Genomic DNA, 12,478 nt, shown 5'->3' with positions numbered 1-12,478 from the left:
CTAATATCCAATAGGATTAACCTTGCCCTAACTCGCAAAACTAAATTGACAGAATACCTGCTCTGCTTTAGAGTTAATGGTTTATGGCAAACTTAGCCATGAACCATTAACCAGGGATGCTTATTTTTTTAACATTCCTTAATAAAATAGAAATACTATCAGAAAATAAGATCAGACTTGGGACAAATCATGGCTAATATCAAATTTGTCAAGGAAGACCAAGAAGTCATTGCTGCCAATGGAGCGAACTTACGAGAGAAAATGCTGCAAAATCGCATAGATCTCTACACGTTTCGGGGCAAGCTGGTCAATTGTGGCGGTTATGGTCAATGTGGTACCTGTATTGTGGAAATTGTGGCAGGCATAGAAAATCTATCCCCTAGAACTGAGGTAGAAAATCGGAAACTCAAGAAAAAGCCTGATACTTACCGATTAGCCTGTCAAGTCTTGGTGAATGGACCGGTGAGTGTGAAAACTAAACCAACCCTTAAGACCAAATCCCCATCTGCTGCCATCTAAGGATAACAAGGGATTTTAAGGGCTAGCTGGCGAGGGATTTTAACCTGAATTCCCCCTCCTTGTATAGATGCTTACATAGGGTTTATAGCATTTATCAATCGTTCTGGGTTTGTTTCCGTAGCGTAGTCCATTCCCGTAGCGTGGCCCAAAGGGCAGGGAGTAGGGAGTAGGGAGTAGGGAATAAAGCTAAGACAATGGAATGTATCTCACCAGGATTTTCAACCCGCTTATCTACCATGAGCCAAATTTCCTCCTGCCAGGCTTATATTTCAATCTTCTATTTCGATTCGCCGAAGGCGACGCTTCGCGAACAGCCGTGTTAATGGTATCCTATAGCTGGTGGGTTAAAAACGATTTAGAGGAACTAATAATCATGCAAGTTAACGATCTAGGGTTTGTTGCCAGCATTTTGTTTGTGCTGGTGCCTGCGGTTTTCCTGCTAATTCTTTATATCCAAACCGCGAGCCGTGAAGGCTCAGGAAACTAGTTAGCTGATCTGGTGATAATCCCCACGCCTGTACCAAACGCGCAAGCATAGCCCCTTAGGCAAAGGTCAGCGTGGGATTCTTTCCAACATGACACTCCAACTCATTTTTTTTATAACGTTGTATGATTTTGTCTAATTGATTAGACGTAAAAAATCTAATTTAATAACGGTGAAGTTCACTTCTCCCGCCACTAAAGTAGGCGGGATTGTAAGTGATGGTTACCGGATTTACGAGTTTCTCTCCCACGACTAAAGTGCGTGGAAGCTACAGTAAGTGGAAGTTGAAGTAATTAGTCATTAACCGTTTGTCATTAAGCGTTTATCATGAACCCTTTTTAAGCAACTTGTAACCTACAAGAGGTTTACTGGCAATACTAATGACTAATGACTAATGGCTAATGGCTAATAACTAACTGCTTACTGCTTCAAGTAGTTGTGCGTGATAACAACACTGGGCAATTGGCCTTGACTCTGACGTAGTCTGATAAAGAATTCCCCAGTAATCGATCTAAATCTACTAAACTCTTAGCGATAGAAGGGCGACGGTCAGGAGAACCGAGAATCAGCAAGTCGATGTTATTGTCCTCTGCTAACTCGCAGATTCCTGGTCCGGGCTTACCGCCACTTAGAACACAACGGTAAGAAACACCAAGCCTTTTGGCTTTTGCTGCTGCTTCTGACAGAACTGGGTCTGCTTCAGCATTGGTCATCACTTGATCAGGTTTGGCTTCGGGGATGACACGAGCAAGATATAGTTGAACATTCTTCATGTCTCGCACTAGGGATAGAGCCAACTCGAAGGAATTTTGAGCAGCATCAGATTTATCCATTGCGACCATAATCCGTCTGATTTGTTTGACGTAGACATCGTCTTTGACCAACAACATCGGGCGGGAGGACAATTGGAACACATATTGGCTAACGGAGTTTTCCAAAATCGCTTCTAGGCGAGTTAGTCCTCTCGAACCCATAATAATCAGGTCGGTTTCTTCTTCGTCTGCCACTTGGGTAACGATATTTTTAGGGTCTCCCTGTTTCAGTCTGGGCGTGATTTTGCTGGGGTCAACCTTTAAAGACTTGACCGCATCTGCTAAAATTTTACCCCCCTCTTCTAACTTAGCTGACATGGCTTCAGCTGTGACTTGAGGAGGCACAACATGTAGAACTGTGACCGATGCCTGTTGTATGGCAGGAATTTCGGCCAACATGTTGAACATTTCTTCACACAGTCCCCGACCAGCTACAGATATTAAAATTTTTCTTATCATTGGGCAATTATTGGTGAGTTACTAACTTATGCTTGGTTACTGACTATTGAGATTAAAAATTGAGTTGCAAAATTGAGTTGCAAAATTTAACAATTAACCATTCAAAATGTTTGGTAAATTGTCTGGCACTTACTTGAAACTCAACTCAATGGTATTAAGCTGTGATACATCTAATTGGCACAGCCCGACTCATGATTTTCTGTTAATTGTTAACCACCAACAGTTAACGAACAGAAATCAATTTTAGATATGCCAGTTAAATTCCCAGCAACCCGTGACCTCAGATAGTTGTCCGGTAGGGGTTGAGGGTTGGACTTTCCCTGGTATATACTCACCAGGATACTGATAATAGGGCTAGAAAATTTTGAAAATTTATTAACGGCGGTGAGAAGACAGCACTCCTTGATGAGTCATGACTCTCACGCCTAGCTTCAGTATTAGCTTCAGATCTATTAAGCTAGGTAAGTAGCTTGGAGACCCGAAAGTCGTCAGAGGTGTTAGGGCAACAGGGTGTATAGCGCGTTGTCTTCGTGATACCTAACCCACCGGAACCATGGTAAAAATAAGCGATACGCCGTCATCGCCCGGTGGGGAGGAGTAAACCTAGTCTTCGTCTTCTTCTTCCTGTGTTGGATAAACAAAGCTAGAACGCCCACTCAGGACTGCTTTACCGAGAGAGAGGGCTTTTTGTGCTTCCAGATGCGCTTTGCGCTTCCAGTTAGCTTTACGTTTATCCCGTTTTGATTTTGAGGTTTTCTTCTTAGGAACAGCCATAAGTGTAAATTATTTAAATTGTTAGACAGCTTTTCTATCTTATTTCATTGTCTTGTATCTCGGTCTTCTATCTGGTTGTTGGCTGGTGGTGGCTCAGGAGCCTGGTTGTTGGCTGGTGGTGGCTCAGGAGCCTGGTTGTTGGCTGGTGGTGGCTCAGGAGCCTGGTTGTTTGCTGGCGGTGACTCAGGAGCCTGGTTGTTGGCTGGTGGTGGCTCAGGAGCCTGGTTGTTGGCTGGTGGTGGCTCAGGAGCCTGGTTGTTGGCTGGTTCCAGGGACTGTGGCTGACTTTGAGGGGAAAAATCAGGTTCCTCAACTCGCAGTAGGAACTGGGTATTGGGAAAGTAAGTTGCCCAATACTTGGCATCCGGTCGTCTTTTCCAGGATGGACGGCTGACTTCTAACAACAAGACTGGGGCGATTTCTCCTTGATTTTGTCCTAGAATAGTAATCGCTACCTTTGTAGTCAATATGTCACTATCGAAGCTGCGTTGAGCTGCTGCTCTAGCAACTACTTCAGCACGCCGCATAAAGCCTTGGTAAGTTTCGTCAGGCTCACGATTGAGGGTAACATTAATACGAGCTGTCTTGGCTTCCGCGCTTTGGGGAACAATGGCAACTGTAGTCAGCCAACTAACCCCTACTAAGCCGGGCAATACCAATAGCCGGATTAATTTGGACAACATACTATTATATCCTCTGATTACGCCAAAAAAGGAAAAGATTCATGATGAAGGAAAATCTTGACAGAAACTAGATTTACAAAAACTACTTCAAGAGCCTTGAAAGGTGGACTAGGTTCGATAGTGTTATAATTAATTAATTAATAAAGTTAAGCCGTTAGGTTAAGCTTAACAGGGTTGGATTAGAATTTAAGTGTAAGGGTAAACTACAGCAATAGTAATAAAATTAGGCATATATAGGCATAAAATCTACTAGTTTCAGCCACTAGGGTATGGGGTAAATGGCAAATTACGCTGGTATAGCAATTGGCATCAACCGCTATCAGTTCTTACAACCTCTAAACTATGGTCAAGCAGACGCTCAAAGACTACAAGGGTTTTTTGTAGACCAAGCTCATCTGCAACCCACTGAGTTTCTTTTATTAACTGATACTTCACCACCGATTGATGATTTTTTAACCTACCCCAACCGAGAAAATATTTTAAGATGCCTCGACAGGATTCGCCAGAGTCCAGGTTCTCCAGAAAGTTGGCGTTGGTTCTTGTTCAGTGGCTGTGGGGTCAGTTGGGATAAAGTTGACTACCTCATGCCGATTGATGGCAATCCAGATGATATTCCAGGAACAGGTATACCAATAGAATGCCTGTTTTCTTCTCTCAAGACTATGGGGGGCAATAAAATCCTGGTATTGTTAGACATAAACCGCTCACCGGGAATGCCATCTGGTGAACCAGTTGGTGCTGAAACAGTGGAATTAGCCTACAAAATGGATATTTCCCTGATACTTTCTAGTCAACTCAACCAGTTTTCTCACGAAGCGGCGGCTCTAGGGAATGGCTTATTCACCTCAGCACTTCTAGAAGCACTGGGTTACTATCATACTGAGATTACCCTTGAAAATCTTGACGAGTATCTCAGGGAGCGGCTACCGGAGTTGAGCCAACACCATTGGCGACCAGTTCAGATTCCTCTGACGGTAATTCCTTTACAGGAGTATCGACAACAACAAATTTGGCCTGAAGGGGCAAGCTCACCACCAGAAAATCAATGGGCTAACCCAAGCACTGACTCAGAAGCTACCAAGGTAGTTCTTTCTAAAGATGAGAAGAATCTTGAGAGTGAATTTGCCAAAAAACCTTTATCGGTGGTAAAGCTTAATCAAAATAGGTCTTTACCCACTAACACTGATAGCTCAAAGCAGGAGTCATCTAACTCAGTAGCTTTAGTTTCTTATTCAGACAGCCAGCCTCAAACTGATACAGAAGAGTTATCGTCATGGCGAGAATGGTTGTTTTGGGGTAGTGGTATAGCTTTGTTGTTAGGACTAGTGAGCTTAACTGTTGTCCGTAACCAGGAAGGCTTGATTAGTCAGCAGGTAATACAAAACAGGAACAATACCACATTAACTACCAAATTACCAGAGAGTACCAAGGTCAGTAACTCCCCAGTAACATTACCTGCAGGGTCAACATCCCAGGCAACTCCAGCTCCCTTGCCAAATTCCAAGAGTAAATCCCTGGAAACTAAAGCACAGAAATCGCGGGAACCGAGTGGGATTAAGGCGAATCAAGCAGCTTTGGACGAGGCAAGACAGTTAGTTGAACCGAAGCAGGCATCTGTGTATAGTGATGCGATCGCAATTGCCCGTCAGGTGAAACCTGGGGATCCTCTTTATGATCAGACACAACAATATATCACTAGTTGGAGTCATTCAATTCTGGCTCTAGCCAAGAAACGGGCAAAAAAAAGTGATTTTGAAGGAGCGATAGCAGCTGCCCAACTAGTTCCTAAAGATAACCCTTCTGTTTATGCTTTGGCTAACAATGCTATTAAACAGTGGCAGATTCTATCCCAACAGAAGTCGCAGAATCAACAGATTATCCAAACAGCCATCAAACAAGTGCAACGTAATCAAGCATCTAGTTATAATCGTGCGATCGCAACCCTCCGTAAGATTCCACCGGGTCAACCTAAGTATGCCACAGCACAAGCGTTAATTGCTCAAGCTAGCGATAAGATTTATCTGATTGCTAAGTCCCGTGCATCGCGAGGCAAGTTTCTTTCAGCGATTAACACAGCAAAATTAGTCCCAAAAGATACCCCTTACTATGAGGCTGCCCAAGAAGCGATCGCTAGATGGCAGCAAGGTAGACCTTGATAGTCATTTGGGTTGAAGGTTTAAGGTTGGTTGAAGGTTGAACGCGCACGCGTGGCCTATTGGCCAAGGTTGAAGGTTGAATGTTGCCAGTTACAGGTTGAAGGTTGAACGCGCACGCGTGGCCTTTTGGCCAAGGTTACAGGTTACAGGTTACAGGTTACAGGTTGAAGGTTGAACGCGCACGCGTGGCCTTTTGGCCAAGGTTACAGGTTGCCAGTTACAGGGTAAGCATTCAGCCGTCAGCCGTCAGCCGTGAGCCATTCGCGTAGCGTGGCCATTCGCTTAGCGTGGCCTTTGGCCAAGGCTAATGGCTGATAGCTGATAGCTGATAGCTGAGTGCTTAGGTTACAGGTTGCCAATTATACATCCGGCTTTGAGTTGTTAAGGCTCTAATGTTCAACCTACCCTACACCGGACCCCTAGGGCGAACAACCTAATCACCTTCAACCAACTAACCTTCAACCTAATCACCTTCAACCTAATCACCTTCAACCTAATCACCTTCAACCTTCAACCTTCAACCTTCAACCTTCAACCTTCAACCTTCAACCTTCAACCTTCAACCTTCAACCTTCAACCTTCAACCTTCAACCTTCAACCTTTAACCTTCAACCTTGGCCTATTGGCCACGCGTGCGCGTTCAACCTTCAACCAACTAACCTTATAACTGTAAAAAGTTACTTTATGGTATAATCTTAAATAACTAAGCCAGAGCGGAGGGCACGGACAGCTGCTTGGGTACGGTCATCCGCACAGAGTTTATTCAAGATATTTCGGACATGAGTTTTGACAGTTCCCACAGTGATATATAACCTTTCGGCAATCACAGCATTGCTGCAACCTTCTACAATCAACTGCAAAACCTCTAATTCCCTTTCCGTTAAAGGATAAGCTTCAATCATTTGATTGTATTCATTGGGAGCAGCATGGATAGCTATCGTTTCACTAGCTTCAGTAGGCTGAGTGTCTTTGCTTGGTTTGATCTGCTCAAGTACAATCCTGGCAATGGCTGGATCAATCCAAGCATTACCTTCATAGGTCACTTTCAGAGCTTCTAGCAATTGATCAAAGGTGATATTTTTCATGCAGTAAGAGTCGGCACCAGCGGCGAAAGCGGCTAGTACGGCTTCTTCATCATCCTGCAAGGTCAGTACCATAATTTTGGTGGGAAAATCATCCTGTTTAGAATCATCCTGTTTTGCTTGAAACTCTTTGAATTGTCTAGTTAATTCAGTTCCATCCATGTCAGGAAGACCAATATCGACAATCCCGATATCTGGTCTAGATTCCGCGAGTAACTTTAGTCCTTCAGTGGCATTGGCCGCTTCGCCCACCAATTCAATTTCACCACTTTGTTGGAGGGCTGTTCGCAGACCCATCCGAGTCAGATCATGGTCTTCAATGAGAGCCACACGAATTTTACCCATCATTAACGTCTAGGGGGGTGAGATTTATAGTTTATTGATTTTTAGAGTAAATTTGTAAAGTTTTGGTAAAAATCATCATGATCTCCACCTATTGGTAGTTGTAGATATTTATGACTTTGGGATAGAGTTTCCAAAAGACCATCTCTTGGCAACGATCACTTAAAGTGAGCTGGAATGAAAGCATTTGTCAAAAACGATTACGCTATCAGATATAAAGTTATTGAGAATTTACAGGAGGTGCGACCCGTGGCGAATTTAATTCGCCAAGTAAGAGCGCACCTATGGGTAGTTACTTATTATAATCTTTACACTCTATGAGTATAAGGGGTTAGTCGTGCCAAAACTAATTGTCATAGGGGTTGGCAGGATTTCCCATTCCAACGGTTAGAGGAGATTCTCAACAGGATTGACATCCGATCGGCTTATTGAGTAACTAAGGTAGTCTCACCAGAACGAAATGACCAATTCCGATAAATCCTACTCTTTATGCTCATCTGCGGATCGTCCCATGCTCCCTCATCCAACAGCAGGATACAATAGGGAGTAAAACCCCCTAAAAAATCTATCTAAGGGAGTTTGTTTCTCAGGAAATACCACTGGAAAATTAGCATGGGTTCATTCCCTAGATGGGTGAGATTACTAATCAAGGGAGTTTTTATACAAGTATACTCATACCTAGTCGATTCTCATCGATTTGGCAAATGTTTCGGTGATACTACACAACCGTGGGATGTCCTGTACCTAGTCAGATCGGTATTTTTACTGAAGCTCTCCTACTAGTACCGAGGTAAGGTAGAAGCCTACAATCTAAAGCGACGTGGAGAGATTGTAAAGTCCGTAAGGTTGACTAAATTTGAGCAATACTTCAACTTAAACAATAGAGTCTGCTCAATATAATTCCTTAGCCTCCTCAGGTGTCGGTTGTCAGTCAAGAACTGCTACTACCCACTATCCACTAATCATTATTAGCCAATAACCAATGACAACAGCTCAACCGCTAAATCATGGACGAGATTATCAGACTACTGATCGTAGAGGATGATGAAGTTAACTGCAAAGCCATAATTAAAGCTCTTAACAGAGGGGGTATACCCGTAAAAATAGCTGTTGCAGTTGACAGCAAAAGCGCTAGGTCGATCATCGCATCACGCTGCGCTAACTCTACCCTGACCCAAGCGAGTTTGGACTGCATTCTATTAGACTATAACTTACCGGATGGGGACGGATTGACTCTGGTTAAAGAAATCCGTGATGCTGGGATTGAAGTCCCTGTGATTGTGTTGAGTGACCAGGGGAACGAGCAAATTAATGAGCAAATTGCGGTTGAGCTGATCAAATCTGGAGCATCGGACTATCTGACCAAAAGCCAAATCTCACCAGAAAATCTCTTACGTAGCCTCTCTAATGCAGTTCGCCTCTACCGCGCAGAACGGGAAGCAGCTGTAGCTCATCAGCGGCTGAAAGAAAGCGAAGAACGCTACCGCTTGGTGCTAGAAGGTTCCAAGAACGGGATCTGGGACTGGAACCTGATCACTAAACAACTGTATTGTAATGACCGCTTCTATGAAATTACTGGCTTGTCCCCTGAACAGATAGGGAAGTACCACCATAACTTTTCTCCTGATCTCTTATTTAAGTTACTAAATTCCTCAGATTTACTCAAAGTTACTAAGGCGGTGGCTAGTTACCAACAAGATTATCTTGAACTGGATGTAGAATTTCACCTACCCTGTGCTTTTGGAGAAGATCGCTACTGTACTGCTCGTGGCAAAGCCCAGTTGAATGATCAAGGAGTACCATTCCGGATGTCTGGTGTAATTACTGATATTACTCAGCAGAAGCGAGCAGAAGAATCCCAGCGATTTCTGGCGGAGGCTTCTGCTGTACTTTCAGCTTCCCTCGATTACCAGACTACATTGGACAATCTAGTGCAGCTGGTAATCCCTCGCTTTGCTGATTGGTGTGCCATTGATGTAGTATCGGGAGTTGATAGCTATGATACTCCCCAGTCTTACCAGCGTCTTGCGGTTGCCCATGTTAACCCAGAGCAAGAGGAGTTGATTTGGAAACTGCACCGTTGCTACCCTCCCCAGGGGGATGAAGAGTATGGCAATGGCAAGGTTTTACGTACAGGTTGTACGGATACCTATTTTGAGGTTTCTGATCAATTCCTAAGAGCTGCTGCTGAGGATCCTGACCATCTCAGGATGTTACAGGCATTGAAAATTAAGTGTTACATTTGTGTACCTTTACGAATGGGTTCACAAATCTTGGGCTCAATTTGGTTTGTCAGGAGTGACTCAGGTCGCCGCTACAATGAGATCGATGTGAAGTTGGCTGAGGATTTAGCTAGTCGCGCTGCCCTAGCCACTGAAAATGCGCGCTTATACCGAGAGGCAAACCAGGCGAGTGATGATCTCAGGCAGGTAATTACGATTCTCAATGAACAGCAACAGCAATTGAGAACCCTACACCAGTTGACTAATCTCCTCAATCAACGACTGACTAACCTTCCAAATCTGTTGCAAGAGATCGTATCGGAGGTAGCTAAAGCGATTGCTGGGGTTGAATTTTGTTTCATCATTCTCAATAATTCCCTCGGTAACCCTGAAGTATTAAGGGTTACCGAGGGAATTCATAGACAAAAGTTCCACTGGGAAGACATCTTGCCCCTTGAGCAAGGGTTACTATCTCAAGTCTTTTTAACTGGCAAATCTCAGTTAATTCATCGCAAGGGTTGGGATGCGCGGCATCCGGAAGAGGAAGTACCTACAGCTATTTACGCTGTGGCGATTGAGTCTGTGCAAGCAGGACGCTTGGGAGTACTAGGTATTGGCAATTGGGAAGACCCAGAGGGATTAGACCAATCAGGTCGGAATCTGCTAGGAGCAGTGGGTGAACAAGCTGCGATCGCAATTGATAATGCTCGCATGATTAATGAACAAGCTGCGATCGCAATTGATAATGCTCACATGATTAAAGCCTTAGAGGAGCAAGAAGCGCGTTTAGAGTTTCAGAACACTATGCTGGCTCGGCAGAATCGAGAACTGGAAATCAGAGATGCATCCCTCAAGCTACAGAACCTGCAATTGTTGGAAGCAGCACGGTTGAAATCCCAGTTTGTTTCGACAATATCCCATGAGTTACGGACTCCCATGAATGCCATTATTGGTTTTTCCCAGGTCCTATTGCGTCAGCGTCAGGGCTCCTTGACCCACCAACAAGCAGATATAATCGATCGCATTGTGAATAATGCTCAACATCTACTGACTCTGATTAAGGATATGATTGACCTGTCCAAAATTGAGGCAGTTTGTCTGGAGTTAACCTTGGAAAGTTTGCATTTGGACAGGTTGATTAAAGAAACTATCAATGAATTCCGTTGCCTAGCTGCTCAGAAGGATTTAGGGTTGTATATCCAAACCAATTTACAAAATCCCATGGTAATCAATGATAGCCTCCGCCTGCGGCAGATTTTGGTCAATCTGGTTTCCAATGCGATTAAGTTTACCGAAATTGGCAGGGTAGAGGTGGTAGTCAAGGAAATTTCCACCGACTGGCTGATGCTCACTGTTAGGGATACGGGAATTGGAATTGCCCAAGATGACTTAGAGCATATTTTTGAGGAGTTCCAACAAATTGATCAAACCACAACTCGCAAGTACTCGGGTACCGGCTTAGGACTGGCAATTACAGAATCTTTAGTCAAGTTGATGCAAGGAACGATTACGGTAGAGAGTAAGGTGGGTAAGGGGTCTACCTTCCATGTCAAGTTTCCTAGACGAGTAAAAGCTTCTACTGGCGATTGTCTTGATTGCGATCTACCAAAATCTAAAACCCTAGCTTGTTCTTTTTTGCCCCAGACTCTTAAAGGATTTCGTGCTCGAAGGGTAATTTATTAGGTTGCAGGTTGCAGGTTGCAGGTTGCAGGTTGCAGGTTTCAGGTTTCAGGTTTCGGTTAGATTATAGCGGTTCTGTTGTGGGATGAGGTAAACCCAAATTTCTTCAACCTCCTCCCCCTATTCCCACTCTCCCCCTAGTAGCGCTGATCCAGATGTACCTCACTCGTGGAACCGCTATATTTATAGATGCGATCAGGAACATGATCAGCGACTCAACCAAGCGATCGCTTCTCGAATCCAATCTTCCGCATTCTTACTTTTAGCGACCTGAGGATCCTCACTGATAGCATGGAGTGCTTGAGCGATTTCATCATTTTCATATCCCAAAGCTAACAAGGTCATCTCCACATCTTCCTGAATTCCTGGTGAGAGTCCATTAGCAGATAGTGGGGACTCTACCTCTGATACCTTATGCCATTGAGCCAACTTCGTTTTCAGTTCTAGAGCAATGCGTTCAGCGGTTTTGCTACCCACACCAGGGGTTTTGGATAAGGCACGAATATTACCTGTGACAATCGCTTGGACTAAATTAGGCAATCCCAAGGTGTCCAGTAGTGCGATCGCTAATTGAGCACCAATACCGTTGACACTAATTAACTGACGAAATAAATCCCGCTCAGCCGCTGAGGCAAAACCGTATAGCACCTGTTGCTCCTCCCGGATTTGCAAATGGGTGAAGATTTGCACGGTTTTTTCCGATAAAGCTACGGGCAACTCCTGGGACAAACGGCGAGTGATTTGTATTTCATACCCAATGTAGTTGACATCTAGAATCAGAGTGACCCGATTACCGGTGCTTTTTTGAATGCTAGCTACTGTCCCCTTGAGATAGCTGATCATTAGTTGAAGGTTGAAGGTTGAAGGTTGGTTGAAGGTTGAAGGTTAGTTGGTTGAAGGTTGGTTGAAGGTTGGTTGAAGGTTGGTTAAACGTTGTTCGCGTAGCGTGGCCAATAGGCCAAGGTTGAAGGTTGGTTAAACGTTGTTCGCGTAGCGTGGCCAATAGGCCAAGGTTGAAGGTTGGTTAAACGTTGTTCGCGTAGCGTGGCCAATAGGCCAAGATTGTTCGCGTAGCGTGGCCTATTGGCCAAGGTTTAAGGTTTAAGGTGATTTGGTTGTTCGCCTTTGGCGTCCGAAGTAGGGGAGGTTATTTGGTTGTTCGCGTAGCGTGGCCTATTGGCCAAGGTTGGTTTAAGGTTGTACTCCACCACGAAAATAGTGAAGGATAGTTGAGAGCATAACCTGCAACTTACCAACCTGCAACT

Annotated in this window: 12 protein-coding genes; 4 read left to right on the top strand and 8 right to left on the bottom strand. The window is 44.3% G+C overall.

The genetic code is table 11. The annotated features are described in order from the left end of the window. The first annotated feature begins 189 nt into the window (after nucleotides 1-189). Nucleotides 190-519, top strand: coding sequence for a 2Fe-2S iron-sulfur cluster-binding protein (locus F6K49_RS04435; protein ID WP_293043973.1), 330 nt, complete (start codon nucleotides 190-192; stop codon nucleotides 517-519). 94 nt (nucleotides 520-613) lie between these two features. Here F6K49_RS04435 and F6K49_RS04430 read toward each other — a convergent pair whose 3' ends face one another. Next, nucleotides 614-757, bottom strand: a complete 144-nt coding sequence (locus tag F6K49_RS04430; protein ID WP_293043971.1) for a hypothetical protein — start codon at nucleotides 755-757, stop codon at nucleotides 614-616. Nucleotides 758-892: 135 nt separating this feature from the next. On the opposite strand from F6K49_RS04430, the gene psbM reads away from it, so the two are divergent. Further along, nucleotides 893-1,006 (top strand): photosystem II reaction center protein PsbM, encoded by a 114-nt coding sequence (psbM, locus tag F6K49_RS04425; protein WP_044495836.1) that lies wholly within the window; start codon nucleotides 893-895, stop codon nucleotides 1,004-1,006. A 425-nt stretch (nucleotides 1,007-1,431) separates the two neighbouring features. On the opposite strand, the gene F6K49_RS04420 is transcribed toward psbM, so the two are convergent. The 3 genes from F6K49_RS04420 to F6K49_RS04410 all read right to left on the bottom strand — a co-directional run bounded on the left by F6K49_RS04420 (nucleotide 1,432) and on the right by F6K49_RS04410 (nucleotide 3,731). Beyond that, on the bottom strand, nucleotides 1,432-2,274 hold the full coding sequence (locus F6K49_RS04420; protein WP_293043969.1) for a universal stress protein: 843 nt from the start codon (nucleotides 2,272-2,274) through the stop codon (nucleotides 1,432-1,434). A 603-nt stretch (nucleotides 2,275-2,877) separates the two neighbouring features. Then, complete coding sequence (gene rpmF, locus F6K49_RS04415; protein WP_293027472.1) at nucleotides 2,878-3,048, bottom strand: 50S ribosomal protein L32; 171 nt, start codon at nucleotides 3,046-3,048, stop codon at nucleotides 2,878-2,880. Between the two features lie 44 nt (nucleotides 3,049-3,092). After that, the gene (locus F6K49_RS04410; protein WP_293043967.1) at nucleotides 3,093-3,731 is read right to left on the bottom strand and encodes a hypothetical protein; all 639 of its coding nucleotides are present in this window, start codon (nucleotides 3,729-3,731) and stop codon (nucleotides 3,093-3,095) included. 278 nt (nucleotides 3,732-4,009) lie between these two features. Here F6K49_RS04410 and F6K49_RS04405 point away from each other — a divergent pair, with 278 nt between their 5' ends. Beyond that, on the top strand, nucleotides 4,010-5,887 hold the full coding sequence (locus F6K49_RS04405; protein ID WP_293094579.1) for a caspase family protein: 1,878 nt from the start codon (nucleotides 4,010-4,012) through the stop codon (nucleotides 5,885-5,887). A gap of 695 nt (nucleotides 5,888-6,582) precedes the next feature. Here F6K49_RS04405 and F6K49_RS04400 read toward each other — a convergent pair. Beyond that, nucleotides 6,583-7,314 (bottom strand): response regulator transcription factor, encoded by a 732-nt coding sequence (locus F6K49_RS04400; RefSeq protein WP_293027507.1) that lies wholly within the window; start codon nucleotides 7,312-7,314, stop codon nucleotides 6,583-6,585. A gap of 1,004 nt (nucleotides 7,315-8,318) precedes the next feature. Here F6K49_RS04400 and F6K49_RS04395 point away from each other — a divergent pair. Continuing rightward, complete coding sequence (locus F6K49_RS04395) at nucleotides 8,319-11,216, top strand: ATP-binding protein (protein WP_293040138.1); 2,898 nt, start codon at nucleotides 8,319-8,321, stop codon at nucleotides 11,214-11,216. A gap of 204 nt (nucleotides 11,217-11,420) precedes the next feature. On the opposite strand, the gene ruvA is transcribed toward F6K49_RS04395, so the two are convergent. Genes ruvA through F6K49_RS04380 form a run of 3 tightly spaced genes read right to left on the bottom strand, consistent with a single transcriptional unit; the run spans nucleotide 11,421 to nucleotide 12,304 of the window. After that, the gene (ruvA, locus tag F6K49_RS04390; RefSeq protein WP_293040136.1) at nucleotides 11,421-12,056 is read right to left on the bottom strand and encodes a Holliday junction branch migration protein RuvA; all 636 of its coding nucleotides are present in this window, start codon (nucleotides 12,054-12,056) and stop codon (nucleotides 11,421-11,423) included. Beyond that, nucleotides 12,025-12,216, bottom strand: coding sequence for a hypothetical protein (locus tag F6K49_RS04385; protein ID WP_293040134.1), 192 nt, complete (start codon nucleotides 12,214-12,216; stop codon nucleotides 12,025-12,027). Before F6K49_RS04385 ends, ruvA begins: the two co-directional genes overlap by 32 nt. Then, entirely contained in the window at nucleotides 12,140-12,304 is a 165-nt protein-coding gene (locus tag F6K49_RS04380; RefSeq protein WP_293040132.1) for a hypothetical protein, read from the bottom strand. Before F6K49_RS04380 ends, F6K49_RS04385 begins: the two co-directional genes overlap by 77 nt. Nucleotides 12,305-12,478 lie beyond the last annotated feature (174 nt).

Source organism: Moorena sp. SIO3I6 (assembly GCF_010672095.1).
The sequence above is the reverse complement of the archived record's forward strand: the minus strand, read 5'-3'. Positions and strand labels throughout refer to the sequence as shown.